The organism is Pedobacter mendelii (assembly GCF_014635725.1).
GTDB classification, from domain to species: Bacteria; Bacteroidota; Bacteroidia; order Sphingobacteriales; family Sphingobacteriaceae; genus Pedobacter; species Pedobacter mendelii.
Map to the genome: position 1 here is coordinate 445786 of NZ_BMDJ01000003.1, position 22169 is coordinate 467954.

Below are 22169 nucleotides of genomic sequence, written 5' to 3' on the forward strand. Positions count from 1 at the left end.
ACTACTTCAAGTGGTAAGAATTATCTTAAGTTGAATAAATTATCAACACCTAGAAGCTTCCTTGAAGTAAAACCTTCACCGAAAGTTGCACCAATGCTTTTGCCAAATTCTCTGGAGCGACCAATCATGCTTTCAAAAAATTCGGGAGAGGAAATATAAGTGTCTAATCCTTCTACTTCAGGATTATAAAATTGAGTTTTAAATGCTTGGATAGATTTAATTTTAACATCCATGTGTTCCGTAATATCTACAATAACATCTGGTTTTATGTACCTGTCTTGAATGTATTGCAGTAACAACCTTGGGCGATGTGCACTTTGTTTTTGTCCATCAACCTCAGTTTCAATTTTTTGTAAACCTGATAAAAAAACAGAATCGTAAACCAAATCTCCTGCCCTTCCATGATCTGGATGCCTATCTTCCAAAGCGTTACTCAATATAATTTCGGGTTGATATTTGCGAATTACTTTAATTACTTCTAGCCTGTGTTGTTCGTCATTTTGAAAAAAACCATCTCTAAATCGCAAATTTTCACGAGCATGTAATCCTAAAATTTTTGCTGAATCTAAAGCTTCCTCATCTCGTGTTTCCGCTGTTCCTCTTGTACCTAATTCTCCTCTGGTTAAATCTACTATACCAACTTTTTTACCGATTGCAATATGTTTTAAAATAGTTCCTGAGCAGCAAAGTTCTGCATCATCCGGATGAACGGCTATCACTAAAATATCTAATTTCATTAATTTTATTTGGTAGTATTATGCGCTAAAAGGCGAAGAACTTTTTTCTTTAGCTTAGAACTTAATGGTTTTGTAAAAGGGAAAAAATAATCTTCTACTTCGCCTTTTTTGTTGATAAGGTATTTATGAAAATTCCATCGCGGAATAGAACTTAATTTTGTATTAAGCTTTTTATCGCTAAGAAATTGATATAATGGGTGTGCATGAACACCTCTAACCATTATCTTATCAAAAACAGGAAATTTTACGCCGTGATTTATCTCGCAAAATGAGCTTATATCATCTCCGTTAAGTGGTTCCTGTTTACCAAAATCATTTGTAGGAAAACCTAAAATTTCAAAATCTGGATTATTAATTTCATCTTTTAATTGTTGTAATTCTCCAAGCTGGGGAGTAAAACCACATTCAGATGCCGTATTTACAATTAGAACTACTTTATTTCGGTATGCGGATAAGAGCTGATCTTCACCCGTAATCTTTTTCACTTTAAATGAATAGATATTCGGAATATTTTCCTTCATTATTTTTGGTGGTTATTGGTAGAAACCTGAAGTGCGGATAATGGATTCTATATCCCTGTCTTCATCTTTGTTATATGTACTTTTTAAATTATGGCCAACAACTCGGGCAACAATTTGGTACGAAAATGCGGCAAAACCGCCTTTTGTTTGCTTTACAATATCATATGTCGTCCGGCCAACTTCCCTATCAACTAGTTTAGTCAATATCTGACCTTGAGTTATGGTTAAATCTTTAATCTCACGATTAAACATATCTTTAATTTCATTATCGCACTGCTTAACAAGTGCTTTTTGTTCTTTTTTTTCAGGTGCTGTTAATAAATCGCGTTCTAATTGCTCATACCTGCGTTTTGCAAATAATGCATAAGGCATAACCTTTAAAACATTGTATCGTAAACGATTGTAAGCAGCCTGTTCTGCGGGAGATTTCCAAATTCTTGCAGCAAATATAGATACCTCATTAAGTTGCATCCATGGAATCATTACCCCATTGTCATTTGTAGAGCCAACCCTAATGGTATCAGCTTTGCCTAACTTAGGAAAAACAGGGGAAGTATATTCCTGAGCTTTTAGCGCAACGCTAAAAATCATTACAATACACAGAAAAAAGAGCCCTTTAAAATTCATAAATTTATACTTTTACAAAGTTAGGTGTTATTTCATATATTAGAAGATTTACACAACTAATATAAGTTTTATTCGATAATAAGACGAAATTTTTTACGCAAAAAATACAAATGAAAACAGAGTTAGTGATTGATTTAGAGGCAGAGAAGCAGGAAATATTAAAAAGATATAGGACATTGCTGAGGGCAAGTAAATCAACTTTACAAAAAGGCGATAAAAAAGAAATCAGGAAAGCTTTCGATATGGCATTAGAGAGCCATAAAGATATGCGCCGTAAATCTGGAGAACCATATATTTATCATCCAATAGCCGTAGCACAAATTGCCGCTGAAGAAATTGGTTTGGGTACAACATCTATAGTTTGTGCATTGTTGCATGATGTTGTTGAGGATACAGACATTACACTTGAAGATATTGAACGCGAATTTGGTAAAAAGACCGCCAAAATTATTGATGGTTTAACCAAAATTTCGGGCGTATTTGATACCAATAGTTCTTTACAAGCCGAAAATTTTAGAAAAATGCTGCTCACCCTTGCCGATGATGTAAGGGTAATTTTAATTAAGCTGGCAGATAGATTGCATAACATGCGTACCATGGATTTTATGCCTCGGCACAAACAGCTTAAAATTGCATCAGAAACCATTTACTTATATGCTCCCCTTGCCCATCGCTTGGGTTTATACGCAATAAAATCAGAACTCGAAGATCTTTCTATGAAGTATCTGGAGCCTGAAACTTATAAATTTATTGCAAAAAAACTAAACGAGAAGAAGGCTGAAAGAAACATGTTTATTAAAAAGTTCGTAGAACCAATTGATGAGATTGTTCATGAGCAAGGTTTGGATGCTGATGTTTATGGTAGGCCAAAATCAATTCATTCCATCTGGAATAAAATGAAGAAGAAAAATATTCCCTTCGAAGAAGTTTATGATCTTTTTGCCATCAGAATTATTTTGGATAGTGCCTACGAAAATGAAAAAGCCGATTGCTGGAAGGCTTATTCGATAGTTACCGACTTGTACCGTCCAAATCCTGATAGACTACGAGATTGGGTTTCTTCTCCAAAAGGAAATGGTTATGAATCTTTACATACGACTGTAATGGGGCCGCGAGGACAGTGGGTGGAGGTGCAAATCCGTACACAACGCATGAATGAAATCGCCGAAAAAGGTTTTGCTGCACATTGGAAATATAAAGAATCGAGTAATGATAACGGTTTAGATCAGTGGATTCAGAAAGTTCGTGAAATGTTAAATAACCCAGAAGCTAATGCTTTAGACTTTTTGGATGATTTTAAAATGAACCTTTTCTCTGATGAGATTTTTATTTTCACGCCAAAAGGTGCCTTAATTCAGTTACCCTTAGGTGCAACTGCGCTCGATTTTGCATTTGAAATTCATACAGGCGTTGGCGCTACGTGTATTGGCGCTAAAGTAAATCATAAGCTGGTTCCAATTTCATATAAACTGCAAAATGGCGATCAGGTAGAAATTATAACATCAAATAAACAAACACCAAAAGAAGACTGGCTTAATGTTGTGGTTACAGCGAAAGCTAAATCAAAAATTAAATCATCATTAAAAGAAGAAAAAAGAAAAATAGCGGAAACCGGAAAAGAGATATTAGAACGCAAATTAAAATCGTTAAAAATTACCTACAACACCGATAATTTACAAAAAATAAGCTATTTCTTTAAGCTACCATCTACACAAGAATTATTTGTAAATGTTGCTTTAGGTAAAATCGAGCTTAAAGATATTAAGGAATATTTATCAAGTGAGAAAGAAGTAGAAACACGCGGACCCGAACGCCCTGAAAACTTAACCGTTGATATGGTTAAAACAAAAATGAAGGGTACGGAAAACGACATTTTACTAATTGGTGAAGATTTACAAAAAATAGATTACACCTTGGCAGCTTGTTGTAACCCAATTCCTGGAGATGATGTTTTTGGCTTTGTAACTGTTAGCGAAGGTATTAAAATTCATCGTACCAATTGCCCCAATGCTACACAATTGATGTCTAATTATGGATATCGCGTTGTTAAAGCTAAATGGAATAAACAGCAAGAACTTACCTTTTTAACTGGTTTGCGTATTGTTGGTATAGATGATGTTGGTTTAATTAATAATATTACTAGGGTAATTTCTACTGATTTTAAAGTGAACATGCGCTCTATTACTGTCGATACAAATGAAGGAATATTTGATGGTTCGATTATGATTTTTGTTAACGATACCGAGCATTTAGAAAATTTGATTAAGAATTTGTTAGAGGTTAGAGGTGTTACCGGAGTAACGAGGTTTGACGCATAGGATGATGGAAAATGGACAAGGGATGATGGATGATGAACGATGGACGATGGACGATGGAAGATGGAAGATGGAAGATGGAAGATGGAAGATGGATTTAGAAGTTATTCTGTTGAAAGGTTTAATTTGATAAATCTTTAAGCTAAATATTTTTATCCAATTATAACGGCAACCAATAAAGGGCTAAAAAAACTCATAATTGGTAACTAGCATCCCATAACTGATAACTGGCAACAGAAAACTGGCAACTGGAAACTGACAACTGGAAACTGACAACTGGAAACCGATAACTGATAACCGTCAACCCCTTGACTTATTACAACAATTCAACAATCTTACAGTTGAAAATCAAACAATTTATATACCTTTGAAGGGAGTTTAAAACTATGTCTGAACAAAAAACAAATGAGCTGGTTCGCAAGATTTTTGAAGCTTATTTAGAGAACAAAAATCTGCGTAAAACACCCGAGCGTTTCGCAATATTGGAAGAAATTTATTCCCGAAACGACCATTTTGATGTAGAAACCCTCTACATCCACATGAAAAATCAAAAGTATCGTGTAAGTCGTGCTACGGTTTATAATACCTTAGAGCTTTTGGTTTCCTGCGATTTGGTTACTAAACATCAGTTTGGTAAAAACATGGCTCAATTCGAAAAATCTTACGGCTATCGCCAGCACGACCATGTTATTTGCATTGAGTGCAGTAAAGTGGTCGAATTTTGCGATCCACGTATTCATCAAATCCAAACCATGGTTGGCGATTTGTTAAAATTCGATGTTAAACACCATTCATTAAATCTTTATGGCTTCTGCTCTGATTGCAGTATGGCCAGAAAAGTAAACGAAAGTGCAACAGCTGCTGCTGCCAAAGCTAAATTAGAAGCAAATTAAATCAATCCACAAAAAATAAAACCAGCTTAATTTTTAAATAATGACGCAAGTAGATGTACTTCTCGGCCTGCAATGGGGCGATGAAGGAAAGGGAAAAATCGTTGATGTTCTTAGTCCAAAATATGATCTTATTGCCCGTTTTCAAGGTGGCCCTAACGCAGGACATACTTTAGAATTCGATGGCAAAAAATTCGTTCTGAACACCATTCCTTCAGGAATCTTTAATGAAAAAACCATGAACCTTATTGGTAATGGTGTTGTTATAGACCCGATTATTTTAAAAAGAGAGTTAGATAACTTAAAAAAAGCAGGTCACGATCCTGTTGCCGAAGGCAAACTAGTTATTGCCCGTAAAGCACATTTAATTTTGCCAACCCATCAATTATTGGATGCAGCAAACGAGGCTCGTATGGGTAAAAACAAAATTGGCTCAACCCTTAAGGGAATTGGTCCAACTTATATGGATAAAACCGGGCGTAATGGTTTACGCGTTGGTGATACCACACTTCCTGATTTTAAAGAACGTTATCAAAAGCTGGTTGAAAAACACATTGAAATTCTTTCTCATTATGAAGGTTTTGAATACGAATTGTCAGAAAAAGAAGCTTCTTTCTTTGAGGCAATTGAGTTCTTAAAAACCATTCCTCATGTAGATAGCGAACATTTTGTTAACGGTTATTTAAAAGAAGGTAAAGCAGTTTTAGCTGAAGGTGCACAAGGAACTTTATTAGATGTTGATTTTGGATCATATCCATTTGTAACATCGAGCAATACAACTACAGCGGGTGCCTGCACAGGATTAGGTATCGCGCCAAACAAAGTTGGTGCTGTTTACGGTATATTTAAAGCATATTGTACTCGTGTTGGTGGAGGCCCTTTCCCAACTGAATTAGATAATGAAATTGGTGAAAACCTTCGTCAGATTGGCCATGAATTTGGTGCAACAACCGGTCGTGCCCGTCGTTGCGGATGGATAGATTTACCAGCATTAAAATATGCCATCATGCTAAACGGCGTAACCGAGTTAATTATGATGAAAGCGGATGTTCTGGATAGTTTCGATACCATTTACGCTTGTACACACTATGAATATAATGGCGAAACAATCGATTACATGCCTTATGATATTATTTCTATCGAACCAAAACCAGTATTGAAAGCTATTGATGGTTGGAAAACAGATGTTACAAAAATCACTTCTGTTAATGAAATTCCTGCTAAATTAGCTGATTATATTGCCTTTTTAGAAAAAGAATTAGAAGTGCCAATTAAATTTCTTTCGGTAGGACCAGATAGAGCACAAACTTTAGTTTTAGATTAAATAGCATTGAAATCTTATTTTAAAAGCAACCATAAGAGGTTGCTTTTTTTGTTTCAGTTCAGAATAAATTTACCTTTGTCTCCTCTTGAAAAATCAATTAATTTCAAACAATTTCAAACAAAAAGTATTGCACTGGGCAAACCAATTTGATGTGTGCTGTTTTTTAGATTCCAATGATTACGTGGATGCTTATTCTGAATATGATTTTCTTTTAGCAGTAGGATGCAAAGCTGAATTAAAATCGGAGATAGGAAATGCATTCGAAAAATTGAAAACCTTTTTCGAAGAAAACCAGCAATGGCTTTTTGGCTTTTTCGGCTATGATTTAAAAAACGAAATTGAAGATTTAAAATCAGAAAATCCTGACCATCTAAATTTCCCTGATTTATATTTTTTTGTTCCTGAATACTTATTGGTTTGCAAAGATGGAGTGGCTGAAATTTTGATTGGAGATAAATCAGTTTTAAATGAAATCAATGCATTTATCGTTATTGAAGAAGCAGCTCACAGAATAAATATCAAATCAAAAATTAGTAAAACTGAATACCTTAATAAAATAAATGCACTTAAAGAACACATAATCCGAGGTGATATTTACGAAATAAATTTTTGTCAGGAGTTTTTTGCAGAACATGCAGAAATTGCGCCGGTGCAAACTTATGAAGCGCTTAATAACCTCTCACCTACTCCGTTTTCAGGATATTTTAAACTTTACAATCAATATATTTTATCGGCAACACCAGAGCGCTTTCTATGTAAGCGTGGTAATCATTTAATTTCTCAACCGATTAAAGGAACCGCAAAGCGAAGTTCTGACAAGGCTAAAGATGAAATTATAAAAGCTACCTTAAAAAACAGCATTAAAGAACAAGCCGAAAATGTTATGATTGTTGATTTGGTACGTCACGATTTAACAAAATCGGCAGTAAAGGGCTCAGTTAAAGTTGATGAACTTTTCGGTATTTACACATTTCCACAAGTTCACCAAATGATATCAACCGTTAGTTGCGAGTTAAATCCTGAAGTTCATTTTATTGATGCGATAAAAAATACTTTTCCTATGGGTTCGATGACTGGTGCACCAAAAGTTAAGGCCATGAAACTGATTGAGGAATACGAAGATACTAAAAGAGGAATTTACTCAGGGTCATTTGGCTGCATAAATCCGAGTGGTGATTTTGATTTCAACGTAATCATCCGCAGCATTTTATATAACTCAGAAAACAAATACTTATCATTTCAGGTTGGTGGTGCAATTACTTATCAAAGCGAAGCTGAAGCCGAATACGAAGAATGTTTATTAAAAGCTAGCGCCATTTTACAGGTACTTGGATAGCTTCGGCTACCTTTTATTATCTAATACAACAAAAGATATATCTAAGCAGAATATCCTTTTAAAAAAAACGGAAGATTCGCATTATGCAAACCTTCCGCCTTTAAACTTTTAAGCTTCTGCCTATTTTTTGTAATACTGCTGTGCTTCAGGTAAATATTTTTGTATTTGAGCTATTCGGGTAGCATCACTTGGGTGCGTACTTAAAAACTCTGGTGGTTTTTGTCCGCTTTGTGAAGCCGAGGCCATTCTATTCCAAAAACTTGTTGCATTTTGAGGATTGTATCCTGCCATCGCCATAAAAATAAGACCCAACCTATCTGCTTCTAATTCCTGGTTACGAGAATATTTTAACATTGCAATCGGCGCTCCAACGCCATAAAGCGTATTAAAAGTGGATTGTGCCCTTGGATTTTTAGAGAGGGCTACGCCACCTGCAGTTGCAATTCCTTGAGAAACCATCTCTTGCGACATGCGCTCTGCAGAGTGACCTGCAATAGCATGTGCAATTTCATGCCCCATAACGGTTGCTAAGCCTGCATCATCTTGTGTTACAGGTAAAATGCCGGTATAAACAACAATTTTACCACCAGGCATACACCATGCATTTTTCTCATTATTTTGCACAACGTTAACTTCCCATTTGTAATCTTTTATCAGATTACCGTAGTTATTGTTGTTCATATAAGTTTGAACCGCCGTAATTAGCCTACTACCAATTGTTTTTACTTTTAATGCTTGTGCATTTGAAGCAGGTAAAACTGTTGTTTTGTTTTCAGTTAAGAATTCTCCATAAGCTTGAAATGCCATTGGCAAAACCTGGTCATTACTTACCAAATCCAATCGGCTTCTGCCTGTTAATGGAACCGTTGAGCAAGAATTAAATAAAAGGGTAGCAGCAACCGTAGCTGTTAAAAATATTTTTTTCATAAGTTAATGATAAGAGATTATGAACAAAATCATAAACTACAACCTATAACAGGCAAGCTTAAAATAAGTTTCATAATTGTGTTTTGTTTGTTTTAATTAGCTTTTTTCTTAAACAAATACACTTTAGATTCTTTGCCTTTCAGCAATCTTTCGAGATTTTTTTGGTGAGTTACTAAAATCAAAATACATACAACCATGCCATAAAGCACTTCAGATTTTATAGATACCTGAAAAAGAAATACAATACTGAGCGGAAAAGTAAATCCTGCACAAATTGAACTCAGGGAAACATATTTTGTTAAGAGTAATACCACAACAAAAACAAGAACGCAAAGCATAGATGCTTCGAAATGTACTGCTAAAATCATTCCAAAAAGTGTTGCCACCCCTTTTCCACCTCTAAAACCTGCAAAAATCGGGAACAAATGGCCTAAAACGGCTGTAACCCCAAGAGCCAATTGATAGTTAACAAACTGTGCTGAGTTTTGCGGGCCTGTTACAGACATTCCAATTAAATAGGCAAGATTAGTTGCTGTGTAACCTTTAGCAATATCAATAACCATTACAGCTATACCTGCTTTTTTACCTAAAACACGAAATGTGTTGGTAGCACCTGCATTACCACTTCCGTATTCTCTAACATCGACACCATAAAAAGCCTGACCTAGCCATACCGCTGTTGGGATAGAACCAAAAAGATAAGCAACTAATAAGGCTGTGAGAGAATAAACCGTAACCATAGCCTACAATGATACAAAAAATAAGCCTTTCTTTATATACGAAATCACAGATTAATATGCTTTTAAACTCATATCAAGGCTCTTCACAGAATGTGTAAGCGCACCCATAGAAATATAATCTACACCGCATGCTGCATATTCCACAACATTATCTTCCGTAATACCACCAGAAGCTTCAGTGATAAATCTACCATCAATTAATTTAACAGCAGTTTTTAAATCGGTATAATTAAAATTATCAAGCATAATTCGATCTGACCCACCAGCCTCAATTACCTGATTTAATTCCTCAATATTCCTAACTTCAACCTCAATTTGCAATGATTTATCATTATCAATTAAATATTTTCTTGCTGCATTTAATGCATTACTAATTCCTCCTGCATAATCAACGTGATTATCCTTAATTAAAATCATATCGTACAAACCAATTCTATGATTTACACCCCCACCAATTTTAACCGCCCATTTTTCGAGATAGCGCAAACCAGGTGTTGTTTTACGAGTATCTAAAAGTTTGGTTTTGGTATTCTTTAATAAAGAAACGATCCTGTTTGTTTTAGTTGCAATTCCACTCATCCTTTGCATACAGTTTAAAACCAAACGCTCAGCAATAAGGATAGAATGTGTACTCCCTGAAACAACTAAAGCAATATCTCCGATTTTTACCTCAGCACCATCACCAACTAAAACATCCACTTTTAACAAAGAATCAACCTCAGCAAATATTTCTACAGCCAATTCAACACCAGCTAAAATTCCGTTTTCTTTAATAATTAATTTGGCTTTCCCCTTTGTTCCAGAAGGAATTGTAGATAGTGATGTATGATCACCGTCGCCAACATCTTCGGAAAGGGCATTTTTTATGAATTGAGATATATGTTGCTTGTCCAAAATTTGGTAATTAAGCATCAAAAGTAATAATTATTTATTAGAAGGAGATTTGTTGTTATTGAAATAGAAGGAAGAAAAAAAGAAATATTCGATAACAAATACTGTTAATCTTTAGCTGGCTCAATCCTTAACTCGGTAATTAAAAAAGCTGTATTAAACTTTTTCATAGTTATGGATACTCTATAAGTTTCTTTAGATGTGTTAACTAGAATTACGCCAAATCTGTAATTCTGACTATTATTAATTCGATGGAAAATACTTGTTTTAACAGGCTGATGTTTACTGAAAAAATCTTTTAATATCTGCTCGCCCTGTGCTTTAGAGTATACATCTTCTTCATCAATAATGATCAATTCTATCGTAGGCGCAAAATTTTTAGCAATTTCTTTTGAATTTCCAGCTTTAAAATAAGAAGATAGATCATCAATAATATCAGCCTGAAAGGCTAATGAGCGATATATGGGCGTTATAGCTAATAAGAATAAAAACAGGCTTCGGATCATTTCAGCATTTTATAAATAGCCTATAGCTAAAATTATGCCATTAGCTTATCAAAAAAAGGAATTCTTAATTTGTATAAGCTTCAATAAACCTATATTTGTTCTATGAAGAATTATTAAAACATAGCATTTTAGAAAATGTTTTAAAATTGATTCATAATTTTAGAAAACTAATGAAAAACTGGAGCACTTTAATTACTAAAAAAAAGACTGCTTTATATTTATAGTTTGAGCATTATATTAAATAAAAATAATGAAAAATAAAAAACTCGCACTTATTATTCTTGATGGTTGGGGCTACGGAAAACACGATAATTCTGATGCAGCTTATGCAGCCAATACTCCTTTTTTTGATTCGCTTATAGAAAAATATCCAAACTCAACATTAGAAGCTTCAGGAGAAGCTGTTGGTTTACCTGCCGGACAAATGGGCAATTCGGAAGTTGGGCACATGAACTTAGGTGCCGGACGTGTAGTTTATCAAGAACTTGGAAGAATTAATAAGTCAATTACTGACAGAGAACTTCACTATAACCCTATCTTGTTAAAGGCCTTTGATTATGCTAAGAAAAACAATAAGGCGGTACATTTTATTGGTTTAGTTTCGAATGGAGGTGTACATGCTCATATAGAACATTTAAAAGCTTTATGCGATGCGGCGAATGAAGCAAAAGTAGAAAGAACTTATGTACATGCTTTTTTAGATGGTCGCGATACCGATCCAAATTCTGGATTAGGTTTTATCACTGATTTACAGAATCATATTCAGGGTTCTGTAGTAAAATTAGCAACAATGATTGGGCGTTATTACGCCATGGATAGAGATAACCGTTGGGAAAGAGTTAAACAAGCTTATGATGTAATGGTTAATGGCATCGGCGGGAAAACTCACAATGCTTTAGCTTCAATTAAAAAATCTTATGATGAAGGTGTAACTGATGAATTCATCAAACCAATCGTTTTAACTCAGGATAATGGCGAACCAGTTGCAACAATTCAAAATGATGATGTTGTAATTTGTTTTAATTTCCGTACAGATAGAGGCCGAGAAATTACCACAGCATTAACCCAAAAAGATTTCCCTGAACAACAAATGTACAAACTGCCTTTATATTATGTTACAATGACAACCTATGATGAAAGCTTTGAGAGGGTAAATGTTATTTTTACTAAAGATGATCTAACGCAAACCCTAGGAGAAGTTTTAGCAGAAAGTGGTAAAAATCAAATTCGTATTGCGGAGACCGAAAAATATCCACATGTTACTTTCTTCTTTTCAGGTGGAAGGGAAACAGAATTTAAGAATGAAAAACGCATTTTAATTCCATCGCCAAAAGTTGCTACCTACGATTTACAACCTGAAATGAGTGCCGCTGGTATTACTGATGCTATTACACAAGAAATGGAAACAGGTTGGGCAGATTTTATTTGCTTAAACTTCGCCAATCCTGATATGGTAGGCCATACTGGAGTATTTCAGGCAGTTATTAAAGCAGTAGAAACAGCTGATAAATATGCAGAAATTGTAGTAAACAAAGGATTGGAAAATGGATATTCTTTTATTTTGCTTGCTGATCATGGCAATTCTGAGTTTATGGTTAATAAAGATGGTTCTCCCAATACAGCACACACCACAAATTTAGTTCCCTGCATTTTAATTGATGATGAATATAAAAGCATAGCTGATGGAAAACTTGGCGACATCGCCCCTACTGTTTTAAAAATTCTTGGGGTAGCAATTCCTGAAGAAATGACAGGCAATGTTCTTATATAATGAATAAAAAATTAATATTTTTAGTATTTGCTTTAGGTTTTATTGCCTGCAATCAGCGTGAGGAATCGAAAGCAAATACCGATTTGTTATATTTTGATATTAATGGCTATTTTAAAAAGGAAGCCGTTCGATTAAAAAAATTAAATCCACAGATTGTTAAAGAAGTTTCAGTTAATGATGTAAGTGAAACACAAACTTTAAAGCTTACCGATTGGGAGAAAGAACTTGCTATTTTTATTAATGCTGATATAAATAAAGCATCTTGGAAGGGAAGTTTTAATATGGATAAAAAATTTGAATTAGAGCACTACACATCTTCGAGCAAAAAAATTCCGATTAAAGATGTTGTAATTAATACGTTAAATAATAAAGTTAAAAAGGTGCAAATTATTATCTCAAATAAAAATATTTTATACACGAGCAGTGATACTTTAATCTATTATCCTGATAGCTTATATCAAATTAAAAAATATCAAAAAATAAAACTATTAATGGCCAAGAGCTATCATATTTTGGGTAAATTTAAATAAAAAAAGGGCTTGAATATTAAATTCAAACCCTTTTTTTAACAACTGGTTTAGTTCATTTTAAACTCGCAATTTGAGCTTTATCATAAGTAATCCAGTCAATAATATCTTTTCTGAGTGGTTGCAAAGTTAGTACTTTCTGAAAATCGGAAATTGAATTATTAAATAGAGCTATACATGCAGCTTTTTCTGTAGCTTTCTTAGATTTAAATGATTTAAAAATAGCATAATCCTTGTAAGCTAAACCTCTGTTTTGCAGCATTTGAGTATCTTCCTCGCCACTTAGCTCGCTTGCTTTTGTAAAATCTTTAATTGCAGCAGTATAAAAATTATCACGCATACTATTTAATGATTGTTTAGGATCATTGGCAACATTTAATCTTGCTTTTCCACGATAGTAGTATGCAGAAATCTCAGTTGGTTTTAAAACAATTAAACGACTATAGGTAGTTATCGAATTCTCATAATCTCCATTTTGATAATAAGAATAACCAAGCATTTTCAAAACATTTGCATTATTTCCATCTTTAGCATCGGCTTTTTCTAATTGTGTAACAGCAGCTTTGTAGTCGCCCTTTACCATGGCATCCATAATTTTTTTATCGCTGCCATTTTGCGCAAAACTACTACTTGAAGAGAAAATGATTAAACCTAAAACGGTTTGTTTAAAATAGTTCATGTAATGGTAATAAGTTAACAAATCTAAAATTTCATCGCAAATAAATGAATAAAATATTCACGCAATATAATTCAATTCTTAGAAAATAATATGGTTTAATTTTTTTACATTAACTAAATCAATTAAACAATAGCTTAAACGCTAAAAACTCAGATATATGATATTTGGCGAAAATATATATTCCCTGCCTTTTTATCATAACATTATACCAATTTTAAAATAACATTAACTTAAAGTAAGTTTGGCACAAGAGTTGAATTTAATACCTATACAATAAAAACACACAAATTACCTTCGATAGAACTGCCAGTTTGTCGTTATAAATAATAATAATGAGTAAACAAGATATATTTGATTTTAATACAGCGATGCCAATTATTAACGAGGATACTGAATTTTTTCCATTAATGTCTCAACAAGATGAGGAAGAAATGAATAATGAAGAGACTCCTGAAGTGTTAGCAATATTGCCTTTACGTAATACAGTTTTATTTCCAGGTGTGGTAATTCCAATTACTGTAGGAAGAGATAAATCTATTAAACTAATTAAAGAAGCCTACAAAGGAAATAAAATTATTGGTGTTGTTTCACAAAAAGATGTATCAATTGAAGATCCTACTTTTGACCAGCTTAACTCGGTTGGTACTGTTGCTAACATTATAAAATTGCTTCAAATGCCCGACGGTAATACAACAGTTATCATTCAAGGTAAGCAACGTTTCAGCTTATTGGAAGAAGTACAAAACGAACCTTATATCAAAGCATCCGTTAAAAAATTTGAAGAACAGAAAACAAAAACCGATAAAGAATTTAAAGGGCTTATTGCATCAATTAGAGAGATGTCTTCTCAAATTATACAGCTTTCCCCAAATATCCCAACTGAAGCTAGCATTGCATTAAAAAATATTGAAAGCAATTCATTTCTGATAAATTTCATATCGTCAAATATGAATGCCGAAATGTCTGATAAACAAAAAATCCTTGAAATGGATAATTTGCTGGAGCGGGCTCAAAAGGTTATGGAACTTTTGATGGTTGAATTGCAAATGCTAGAGTTGAGAAATCAAATTCAATCAAAAGTCCGTACTGATTTAGATAAGCAACAACGCGATTATTTTTTAAATCAACAACTAAAAACTATACAAGAAGAACTTGGAGGCAATTCAGCTGATGTAGAATTTGATGCTTTACAGGAAAGAGCTAAAAAGAAAAAATGGACCAAAGAAGTTTATGCTCATTTTGATAAAGAGCTTGATAAATTAGGTCGTATGAATCCGGCAGCACCGGATTATTCTATACAACTTAACTACCTTGAATTGCTTTTAGATTTGCCTTGGAGCGAATTTACAAAAGATAACTTTGATTTAAAAAGAGCACAGCGTGTTTTAGATAAGGATCATTTCGGCCTAGAAAAAGTTAAACAACGCATAATTGAATATTTAGCGGTGTTAAAACTTAAAAGAAATATGAAAGCGCCAATTTTATGTTTGGTTGGCCCTCCGGGAGTTGGTAAAACTTCGTTGGGGAAATCAATTGCCAAAGCTTTGGGTCGTAAATATGTTCGTATGGCATTAGGTGGTATTCGCGATGAAGCTGAAATTCGTGGTCACCGTAAAACTTACATCGGAGCAATGCCAGGTCGTATTATTTCATCAATTAAAAAGGCAAGTGCAGACAATCCTGTATTTGTGTTAGATGAAATTGATAAAGTAGGAACTGACCATCGTGGCGATCCTTCATCAGCCCTGCTTGAAGTTTTAGATCCTGAACAGAATAATGCATTCTATGACCATTATGTTGAAATGGATTACGACCTATCAAATATCTTATTTATTGCAACGGCCAACTCGTTAAGTACAATACAGCCAGCTTTGTTAGATCGTATGGAAATTATTGAAGTTAACGGATATACAATCGAAGAGAAAATTGAAATTGCCAAGAAATTCTTATTACCCAAACAGAAAGAAAATCATGGTTTAAAATTGAAAGATATTGTTCTAAAACCAGCTTTAATTGAAAAAGTAATCGAAGATTATACTCGCGAAAGTGGCGTTCGTGGTTTAGAGAAAAAAATTGGTTCATTGGTTCGTGGTGTTGCTACAAAAATTGCGATGGAAGAAGAATACAATGTTAATTTAACAGAAGAAGATGTTGAACGCATTTTAGGCGCTCCTATTTACGATAAAGATTTATACGAAGGCAATGAAGTTGCTGGTGTGGTTACAGGTTTAGCATGGACAAGCGTTGGTGGTGATATTTTATTCATCGAATCGAGCTTAAGTCCTGGTAAAGGCAAATTAACTTTAACAGGTAATTTGGGCGATGTAATGAAAGAATCTGCAGTTATTGCATTGGCTTACTTACGTGCACATGCTAATGAATTCGGGATTGATTATACCTTATTTGATAATTGGGATGTACATGTTCATGTACCTGCGGGTGCAACACCTAAAGATGGCCCATCAGCAGGTGTAACAATGCTAACAGCTTTAACTTCAGCTTTTACACAACGCAAAGTAAAACAACATTTAGCTATGACCGGTGAAATTACATTACGTGGAAAGGTTTTACCAGTCGGTGGAATTAAAGAAAAAATATTAGCTGCAAAAAGAGCTAACATTAAAGAAATTATACTATGTAAAAGCAATCGAAAAGACATTTTAGAAATTAAGGAGAGCTACATTAAGGATTTAACATTTCATTACGTTACAGAAATGAGTGAAGTTATAGAGCTAGCTTTATTAAAAAATAAAGTAAAAAAACCTATCGATTTAACTATTAAGCTAGCACCAATTGTTAACTAATTTGTAATATTATAATTTTATTTAATCCTTTGATTAATTAATTCATTTACAATAGATACTTTTATAGTCCCGACGAATTATCGGGACTTTTTTATGAAATCGATTTTAGCATCCCTTTTAATATTATTTGTTGTTAATACGGCAAAAGCTCAAAACTTCAAAAATGAATTTGGTTTTAAAACCGAAAATGATGCTTACCTGGCAACATTGAATGATAGATATTATACAAATGGACTATTTATTTATTATCGCAGAGCAATAAACCCTGAAAAATTAGGAGAAAACATTGAGAAGAAAACTTACGAAATTTCTATAGGTCAGAAAATATACACACCTTATTGGGGTCAGGTAGCAAAAAAAGAAGATCAAGACAGGCCATTTGCAGGTTACTTGTATGCAGGTGCCGCCTATTCTATTTTCTATAAAAAAGAAAGTGTTTTAAAAACCAGTATTGAATTAGGTACTGTTGGTCCAAATTCTTTAGCTCAGGATGCACAAAAATTCTTACATAAAACTGTTGGTTTTTATACGCCTGCAGGTTGGGAATATCAAATACGAAATGAAATTGCAGTAAACCTTTCTGGTAATTACAGTAAGCTTATCCACCGTTCGAGTGATAATGCAGTAGATTTTAGCGGACAAGGATATGCAAATTTAGGCACAACCTTTAGCGGCTTAGGAGCGTCTCTTTTATTTAGGGCTGGGAAATTAAATCAATTATTTAACAGTGCTTACCACAATGCAGTAATTGGAGATGCTAAAACCAAAAGCCTGAATAGCTCAGAATTCTTTTTTTACGCAAAACCTCAATTAAATATAGTTGCATATGATGCAACCATTCAAGGTAGTATTTTTAATAATGATAGTCCCGTAACTTTTGGCATTAAACCAATTGTTTTTGAACAGCAATTTGGAGTAAATTACAGTTCTAAAAGATTTACGGCTGATTTTAATGTGATTTTCAAAACAAAAGAAGTAAAAAGCATTGCAAAAGCTCAAAATTATGGTGGCTTGAGTTTATATTACAGGTTTGGTAAAATATAAAATTTAATCAAAACCAGGTTTTTTTCTGCTTTCTTTTCTTTCAGCGTTAACGGATTTATTCTTTAATCTTTTCTGAATTACCGCTTTGGGGATTTTAGTTGGCTTTCGCTTTATTTGAACCACAAGAGACCGTTTAAGCAAATCGATTAATTTAGCAACTGTCTTTTCTTTATTCAAAAGCTGACTTCGATCCTCTTGAGAAATAATGTGTAACAGACCTTCAGAATCTAAACGATTTTCGAGTTTAGTTTTTATAATTAGCTTTTCTTCATCGCTTAAATATTCTGAACTTTCTAAATTGAAAATCAGTTCTACTTTACTCGAAACCTTATTCACATTTTGGCCACCTTTCCCTCCACTTCTGGATGTTTTAAATGTTACTACTTTTAAAATTTCTTCCCTATTAGGTATCATTTTCTTAAAAATTTATTAATATCCCTCCTCAAAGATATTCCAAAATGATACACATATAATGCTAAATTTTTAATTTCATATTAGGTAATTTTGTTTATTCGTTGATAAATTTTAACTTCAAACAATCGTTCTAAATAAGCGCATATCTAAAATAACCCATGACATTAAAATCTTTTGGTCAAATAATAGTTTCATTTTTAAAAACATTTGTATTTTCCGTAATATGTTTTGTCTTTTTATTTTTTTTGCTATGGACATTCTGTTACTCATTACATATTTTTTATTTATTTTTTTTAACGTTAATAGTTGCAACTGTGGCGTATTTCAAAAAAAAGAATAGAAAATTTATCACAATAACGCTATTTGTTGGCCTAAGCATTTTCATTATATCTACACCGTATAATCTAAAGCAATATAATCTCCATGCAGAAGCATTTCAAATGCAGATAAATAATGGTTATCATTTAAAGTTTAAGCAAAAATGTGCCATATATGGTACACTTCTAATTATAACAGTTGGGGATATTGTACCTTTTCCTGAAGCCAGTATTCAAAATTTCTACTTATTGTTTCCAAAAAAGAGCAAAACTAGGATATTTTATGATGATGCATATTTAAGTGCACCCGATATTCAAAAAATGCTAAATACTAAAGGTAAGCAACTTGTTGCCTGGAACAAATGGGGAGAGCGATTTAACAGAAATTTTCGGTTTGCAGCAGCTTTTGATCCTTGTACAATAGAAATTACAGAAGAAGGCAATCATAAAAAATCAACTTTGGTTACTTATTTTCATTACCGCAAAAATTATACAACATTTAATGCAAATCATTATTTGTATGGAATGTTTGCGTTCCGCATTGATGAAGGATTATTTTGGTACTTACAACATGAAGGCTGGTTACATCCCTATAATTCAGTTTGGATTGCTAAGCTCGATAAGTAGATTATTTAATTACAAGCTTGAAAAAAATTCAGCATTCTGTTTCTAATTTTTAACTTTGCCGCACGATGAAGAAAAACCTGGTAATAGCGATTGATGGCTATTCATCTTGCGGAAAAAGCACACTTGCAAAAGCATTAGCAAAAAAATTAGGCTTTATTTATGTTGATAGCGGTGCAATGTATCGTGCCGTAACCTTATTTTTTCTAAGAAATAAAATCGATATTGCTGATGACGCAAAAGTTACCGATGCTTTGCAACACATCGAATTGAATTTTCACTCACGCGATTACGAATCGCATATTACTTTAAACAGCGAAGAAGTTTCTGATGAAATTCGTTTAATGCCAGTATCAGAAAATGTAAGTGAAGTTTCGGCGCATAAAATTGTTCGTCATGAAATGGTAAAACAGCAACAGCGAATGGGCAAATCTAAAAACATTGTAATGGATGGCCGTGATATCGGAACCACTGTTTTCCCTAACGCACCTTTAAAATTTTTTATGACTGCCGATCCTAAAATCAGAGCTGAACGAAGATTTAAAGAGTTAGAAAGTAAAGGCAATAACGAAACCACACTTGAAGAAGTTTTTGAAAACCTTGCCCACCGTGATTATGCAGACACAACGCGTAAAGAGAGTCCACTGGTTAGGGCAGAAGATGCCATTATTTTAGATAATACAGATTTAACACAGGATGAACAATTAGCATTCGCTTTAGAAAGAGTTGAGCCTTTATTAATTAAATAATCAACTACTTTAATTTTATTTCATATTTTTAGCACAAACCATTTGCTATTATGATATTAAAACAAACCTCAATTCTATTTCTTTTTTTTGCGTTCATTTCTTTAAACGTTAATGCTCAAAAAGGCTGGATTAATCTCTTTAATGGTAAAGATTTGAAAGATTGGACGGTTAAAATCTCAAAGCATAACTTAAACGATAATTTTGCCAATACCTTTAGAGTAGAAAATGGCCTAATGAAAGTTAGTTATGATGGCTATGACACTTTCGACCAGCAGTACGGGCATATTTTTTATAAAAAACCATTTTCTGCCTATCTACTAAAAGTTACTTATCGTTTTGTTGGTGAGCAGGCTAAAGGTGGTGAAGGCTGGGCTTTAAGAAACAGCGGGGCTATGTTGCATTGTCAGGACCCAAAAACCATGTTAAAAGATCAGGATTTCCCTATTTCTGTTGAAGCTCAGATATTAGGCGGAGATGGTGAACATGATCGCCATACCAGTAACGTTTGCACTCCAGGTACAAATATCTTCTTCAATGGAAAGCTTTTTACACCACATTGTTTAGATTCTAAATCAAAAACCTATGCTGGCGATCAATGGGTAACAGCTCAATTTTTAGTTTTGGGCGATTCGGTTATTAAACATATTATTGAAGGTGAAGTTGTTTTAGAATATACCAAGCCGCAAATTGGTGGTGGTAATGTTTCAAATTTCGATGCAAAAGTTAAAATTGATGGGAAACCATTAACTTCTGGTTATATTTCATTGCAAAGTGAAAGCCATCCAATAGAGTTTAAAACCGTACAATTGTATAATCTTGAACCATTTATGAAAAATAAAGAAAAACTTAATATGGTTTTAGAAACAATATTGAAACAATAAATTCATATTACTATTGTTTTAGAAAGAACTCAACATAATTCTAAAATCGCTCTTAATATGCTCAAATACCATTTTTTTAAACTTATAGCTTTATTTATATTTTTATCAAGCTCAGCTATAGCTCAAAAAGCATATAAAATCAATGAAATTCCAGACCCAAAAAACAATGGTGGTGGTTGGGTAAGTAATCCTGATGGAATTTTAACTGACATAGATGTTTCTAATATCAATAGCAGTATTTCTAATCTCGAAACCAAAACCAACGTTCAGGTTGCTGTTGTTATCGTAAATGATTTTGAGCAGGATAAAGAGGATTTTGATTTTGCTTACGAACTTTTTAACACCTGGGGAATAGGACAGAAAACAAGTAACAACGGATTACTGTTATTTATTGCTAAAGACAGAAGAAAATTTCGCTTTATTACCGGAACAGGAGTTGAAGGCGTTTTACCAGATGTTAAGCTGAAACACATCGCTGAACAGAATTTAGCACCTGCCTTCAGGGCAAATGACTTTGGTACAGGAATCATCAATACGATTAACGCCATTGGCATTATTGTTTTAAACCCCGAAAATAAATCTGAAATCAATCAATTTTTCACCCAACAAGAAAGCAATAACAACTTAGAAAAATTTTGGCTCCCCTTGGTTGTTGTTATCTTGAGCTTCTTCGCAGTTTTTAAATTGGTTAATAATCAAGAAAAAAAAGTTACAAAGCCAAAGGCCAGTGGCAATACCAAATTTGAAAAAACCCTTAACAATGGCTGTGCTGGTTTTTTCATTTTCATTTTTATCAGCATATTTTTACTTATATTTTTTAATGGATTTGATTTATTTAAGAAAATAGAATTAGTTTATATTCCAATCATTTTATATTGCTTATTAGCCATTGGCTTATTCTTTCGCTATTTATTTTATATAGCCACTTTAAGAAATGCACACAACGATGATGAAAATTTCTTTCAAGCGGTAACATCATTTAATAAAAAGAACTTTTGGCTAATTGTCTTTTCTCCTTTGATTTTATTCGTACTAGTTTCTTATCTATTTAAAAGAGCAAAAAATATTGACAGATTCAAACCTATCCTAGACAGTAAAAACCGAGAAATGACTCGTGTTGATAGAGACGTAAATGTGGAGGGGAAACCTTTTTTGAGCGAAGGACAACGAGCCGAGGAAGTGGCAAAAGCTTACGATTATGATATTTGGCTAAGTGTAGACCAAAAAGAAAATATAATTAAACAGTGGCCTGCTGAAGAATATAATGATTATATCGAATGCCCAAAATGCGGTTTCAGAACTTACAAATTAAACAAACAAATTACCGTTACTGCAGCAACTTACAGTCATGATGGAAAGGCAAAACTGATAAATGAATGCAGTTGCTGCAAAAAAGTTGAATTTATAAAATGGATTACGTTAGCCATGCTGGTTGAATCTAAATCCTCCTCAAGTTCATCTTCTTCTGGCAGCAGTTCGTCATCTTCATCGAGCAGTTGGGGTGGCGGCCGCAGTAGTGGCGGTGGTACTGGTGGAAGTTGGTAA

General features: G+C 33.5%; 22 protein-coding genes. 13 read left to right on the forward strand and 9 right to left on the reverse strand.

Annotation, left to right across the window (positions count from 1 at the left end; all coding sequences use genetic code 11):
- Positions 1–20: 20 nt before the first annotated feature.
- The 3 genes from bshB1 to IEV50_RS08015 are packed head-to-tail and all read right to left on the reverse strand — an operon-like array spanning position 21 to position 1885.
- Positions 21–737 carry a bacillithiol biosynthesis deacetylase BshB1 gene (bshB1, locus tag IEV50_RS08005; RefSeq protein WP_188412809.1) on the reverse strand — a complete coding sequence of 239 codons (717 nt, stop codon included), beginning with the start codon at positions 735–737 and terminating at the stop codon, positions 21–23.
- Positions 738–742: 5 nt separating this feature from the next.
- A complete protein-coding gene (locus IEV50_RS08010) occupies positions 743–1258 on the reverse strand; it encodes a glutathione peroxidase (RefSeq protein WP_188412811.1) in 516 nt (171 codons plus the stop codon).
- 12 nt (positions 1259–1270) lie between these two features.
- Positions 1271–1885: a DUF4294 domain-containing protein gene (locus IEV50_RS08015; RefSeq protein WP_188412813.1), complete on the reverse strand. Its 615-nt coding sequence runs from the start codon at positions 1883–1885 to the stop codon at positions 1271–1273.
- Positions 1886–1995: 110 nt separating this feature from the next.
- On the opposite strand from IEV50_RS08015, the gene IEV50_RS08020 reads away from it, so the two are divergent.
- The 5 genes from IEV50_RS08020 to IEV50_RS08035 all read left to right on the forward strand — a co-directional run bounded on the left by IEV50_RS08020 (position 1996) and on the right by IEV50_RS08035 (position 7750).
- Positions 1996–4203, forward strand: a complete 2208-nt coding sequence (locus tag IEV50_RS08020; protein WP_188412815.1) for a RelA/SpoT family protein — start codon at positions 1996–1998, stop codon at positions 4201–4203.
- 1 nt (position 4204) lies between these two features.
- On the forward strand, positions 4205–4330 hold the full coding sequence (locus tag IEV50_RS19745) for a hypothetical protein (protein WP_262890405.1): 126 nt from the start codon (positions 4205–4207) through the stop codon (positions 4328–4330).
- Between the two features lie 256 nt (positions 4331–4586).
- Positions 4587–5093, forward strand: coding sequence for a Fur family transcriptional regulator (locus IEV50_RS08025; protein ID WP_188412817.1), 507 nt, complete (start codon positions 4587–4589; stop codon positions 5091–5093).
- Between the two features lie 40 nt (positions 5094–5133).
- Entirely contained in the window at positions 5134–6414 is a 1281-nt protein-coding gene (locus IEV50_RS08030) for an adenylosuccinate synthase (protein WP_188412820.1), read from the forward strand.
- Between the two features lie 85 nt (positions 6415–6499).
- Positions 6500–7750, forward strand: a complete 1251-nt coding sequence (locus tag IEV50_RS08035; RefSeq protein ID WP_188412822.1) for an anthranilate synthase component I family protein — start codon at positions 6500–6502, stop codon at positions 7748–7750.
- A 120-nt stretch (positions 7751–7870) separates the two neighbouring features.
- On the opposite strand, the gene IEV50_RS08040 is transcribed toward IEV50_RS08035, so the two are convergent.
- The 4 genes from IEV50_RS08040 to IEV50_RS08055 form a co-directional block, all read right to left on the reverse strand.
- Positions 7871–8677 carry a M48 family metallopeptidase gene (locus IEV50_RS08040; protein WP_188412823.1) on the reverse strand — a complete coding sequence of 269 codons (807 nt, stop codon included), beginning with the start codon at positions 8675–8677 and terminating at the stop codon, positions 7871–7873.
- A gap of 92 nt (positions 8678–8769) precedes the next feature.
- Positions 8770–9417 carry a glycerol-3-phosphate 1-O-acyltransferase PlsY gene (gene plsY, locus IEV50_RS08045; RefSeq protein WP_188412825.1) on the reverse strand — a complete coding sequence of 216 codons (648 nt, stop codon included), beginning with the start codon at positions 9415–9417 and terminating at the stop codon, positions 8770–8772.
- Between the two features lie 51 nt (positions 9418–9468).
- The gene (gene nadC / locus IEV50_RS08050) at positions 9469–10311 is read right to left on the reverse strand and encodes a carboxylating nicotinate-nucleotide diphosphorylase (RefSeq protein ID WP_229746670.1); all 843 of its coding nucleotides are present in this window, start codon (positions 10309–10311) and stop codon (positions 9469–9471) included.
- A 104-nt stretch (positions 10312–10415) separates the two neighbouring features.
- Positions 10416–10814 carry a DUF4783 domain-containing protein gene (locus IEV50_RS08055; protein WP_188412829.1) on the reverse strand — a complete coding sequence of 133 codons (399 nt, stop codon included), beginning with the start codon at positions 10812–10814 and terminating at the stop codon, positions 10416–10418.
- A 250-nt stretch (positions 10815–11064) separates the two neighbouring features.
- Between IEV50_RS08055 and gpmI the strand changes: the two genes are divergently transcribed.
- The gene (gene gpmI / locus IEV50_RS08060) at positions 11065–12585 is read left to right on the forward strand and encodes a 2,3-bisphosphoglycerate-independent phosphoglycerate mutase (RefSeq protein ID WP_188412831.1); all 1521 of its coding nucleotides are present in this window, start codon (positions 11065–11067) and stop codon (positions 12583–12585) included.
- Positions 12585–13115, forward strand: a complete 531-nt coding sequence (locus IEV50_RS08065) for a hypothetical protein (protein WP_188412833.1) — start codon at positions 12585–12587, stop codon at positions 13113–13115. Before gpmI ends, IEV50_RS08065 begins: the two co-directional genes overlap by 1 nt.
- A gap of 52 nt (positions 13116–13167) precedes the next feature.
- On the opposite strand, the gene IEV50_RS08070 is transcribed toward IEV50_RS08065, so the two are convergent.
- The gene (locus IEV50_RS08070; protein WP_188412835.1) at positions 13168–13791 is read right to left on the reverse strand and encodes a tetratricopeptide repeat protein; all 624 of its coding nucleotides are present in this window, start codon (positions 13789–13791) and stop codon (positions 13168–13170) included.
- Between the two features lie 332 nt (positions 13792–14123).
- On the opposite strand from IEV50_RS08070, the gene lon reads away from it, so the two are divergent.
- Together lon and IEV50_RS08080 are read left to right on the forward strand one after the other, a co-directional pair.
- Entirely contained in the window at positions 14124–16595 is a 2472-nt protein-coding gene (lon, locus tag IEV50_RS08075; protein WP_188412837.1) for an endopeptidase La, read from the forward strand.
- 93 nt (positions 16596–16688) lie between these two features.
- Positions 16689–17639: a lipid A deacylase LpxR family protein gene (locus IEV50_RS08080; protein ID WP_188412839.1), complete on the forward strand. Its 951-nt coding sequence runs from the start codon at positions 16689–16691 to the stop codon at positions 17637–17639.
- A 3-nt stretch (positions 17640–17642) separates the two neighbouring features.
- Here IEV50_RS08080 and arfB read toward each other — a convergent pair whose 3' ends face one another.
- Positions 17643–18053 (reverse strand): alternative ribosome rescue aminoacyl-tRNA hydrolase ArfB, encoded by a 411-nt coding sequence (gene arfB, locus IEV50_RS08085; protein WP_188412841.1) that lies wholly within the window; start codon positions 18051–18053, stop codon positions 17643–17645.
- Positions 18054–18367: 314 nt separating this feature from the next.
- Between arfB and IEV50_RS08090 the strand changes: the two genes are divergently transcribed.
- The 4 genes from IEV50_RS08090 (at position 18368) to IEV50_RS08105 (ending at position 22169) form a co-directional block, all read left to right on the forward strand.
- A complete protein-coding gene (locus IEV50_RS08090; RefSeq protein ID WP_188412843.1) occupies positions 18368–18997 on the forward strand; it encodes a hypothetical protein in 630 nt (209 codons plus the stop codon).
- A gap of 65 nt (positions 18998–19062) precedes the next feature.
- The gene (gene cmk / locus IEV50_RS08095; RefSeq protein ID WP_188412850.1) at positions 19063–19743 is read left to right on the forward strand and encodes a (d)CMP kinase; all 681 of its coding nucleotides are present in this window, start codon (positions 19063–19065) and stop codon (positions 19741–19743) included.
- Between the two features lie 50 nt (positions 19744–19793).
- Complete coding sequence (locus tag IEV50_RS08100) at positions 19794–20624, forward strand: 3-keto-disaccharide hydrolase (RefSeq protein WP_188412852.1); 831 nt, start codon at positions 19794–19796, stop codon at positions 20622–20624.
- Positions 20625–20681: 57 nt separating this feature from the next.
- Positions 20682–22169 (forward strand): TPM domain-containing protein, encoded by a 1488-nt coding sequence (locus IEV50_RS08105; RefSeq protein ID WP_188412855.1) that lies wholly within the window; start codon positions 20682–20684, stop codon positions 22167–22169.

What these genes read in the sequence shown, in the direction of transcription:
- cmk (WP_188412850.1), top strand. Translation starts at nt 19,063, where the DNA reads ATGAAGAAAAACCTGGTAATAGCGATTGATGGCTATTCATCTTGCGGA.
- IEV50_RS08055 (WP_188412829.1), bottom strand. Translation starts at nt 10,814, where the DNA reads ATGATCCGAAGCCTGTTTTTATTCTTATTAGCTATAACGCCCATATAT.
- bshB1 (WP_188412809.1), bottom strand. Translation starts at nt 737, where the DNA reads ATGAAATTAGATATTTTAGTGATAGCCGTTCATCCGGATGATGCAGAA.
- IEV50_RS08105 (WP_188412855.1), top strand. Translation starts at nt 20,682, where the DNA reads ATGCTCAAATACCATTTTTTTAAACTTATAGCTTTATTTATATTTTTA.
- IEV50_RS08065 (WP_188412833.1), top strand. Translation starts at nt 12,585, where the DNA reads ATGAATAAAAAATTAATATTTTTAGTATTTGCTTTAGGTTTTATTGCC.
- lon (WP_188412837.1), top strand. Translation starts at nt 14,124, where the DNA reads ATGAGTAAACAAGATATATTTGATTTTAATACAGCGATGCCAATTATT.
- IEV50_RS08030 (WP_188412820.1), top strand. Translation starts at nt 5,134, where the DNA reads ATGACGCAAGTAGATGTACTTCTCGGCCTGCAATGGGGCGATGAAGGA.
- IEV50_RS08040 (WP_188412823.1), bottom strand. Translation starts at nt 8,677, where the DNA reads ATGAAAAAAATATTTTTAACAGCTACGGTTGCTGCTACCCTTTTATTT.
- plsY (WP_188412825.1), bottom strand. Translation starts at nt 9,417, where the DNA reads ATGGTTACGGTTTATTCTCTCACAGCCTTATTAGTTGCTTATCTTTTT.
- arfB (WP_188412841.1), bottom strand. Translation starts at nt 18,053, where the DNA reads ATGATACCTAATAGGGAAGAAATTTTAAAAGTAGTAACATTTAAAACA.
- IEV50_RS08015 (WP_188412813.1), bottom strand. Translation starts at nt 1,885, where the DNA reads ATGAATTTTAAAGGGCTCTTTTTTCTGTGTATTGTAATGATTTTTAGC.
- IEV50_RS08070 (WP_188412835.1), bottom strand. Translation starts at nt 13,791, where the DNA reads ATGAACTATTTTAAACAAACCGTTTTAGGTTTAATCATTTTCTCTTCA.
- IEV50_RS08100 (WP_188412852.1), top strand. Translation starts at nt 19,794, where the DNA reads ATGATATTAAAACAAACCTCAATTCTATTTCTTTTTTTTGCGTTCATT.
- IEV50_RS19745 (WP_262890405.1), top strand. Translation starts at nt 4,205, where the DNA reads ATGATGGAAAATGGACAAGGGATGATGGATGATGAACGATGGACGATG.
- gpmI (WP_188412831.1), top strand. Translation starts at nt 11,065, where the DNA reads ATGAAAAATAAAAAACTCGCACTTATTATTCTTGATGGTTGGGGCTAC.
- IEV50_RS08010 (WP_188412811.1), bottom strand. Translation starts at nt 1,258, where the DNA reads ATGAAGGAAAATATTCCGAATATCTATTCATTTAAAGTGAAAAAGATT.
- IEV50_RS08020 (WP_188412815.1), top strand. Translation starts at nt 1,996, where the DNA reads ATGAAAACAGAGTTAGTGATTGATTTAGAGGCAGAGAAGCAGGAAATA.
- IEV50_RS08025 (WP_188412817.1), top strand. Translation starts at nt 4,587, where the DNA reads ATGTCTGAACAAAAAACAAATGAGCTGGTTCGCAAGATTTTTGAAGCT.
- IEV50_RS08080 (WP_188412839.1), top strand. Translation starts at nt 16,689, where the DNA reads ATGAAATCGATTTTAGCATCCCTTTTAATATTATTTGTTGTTAATACG.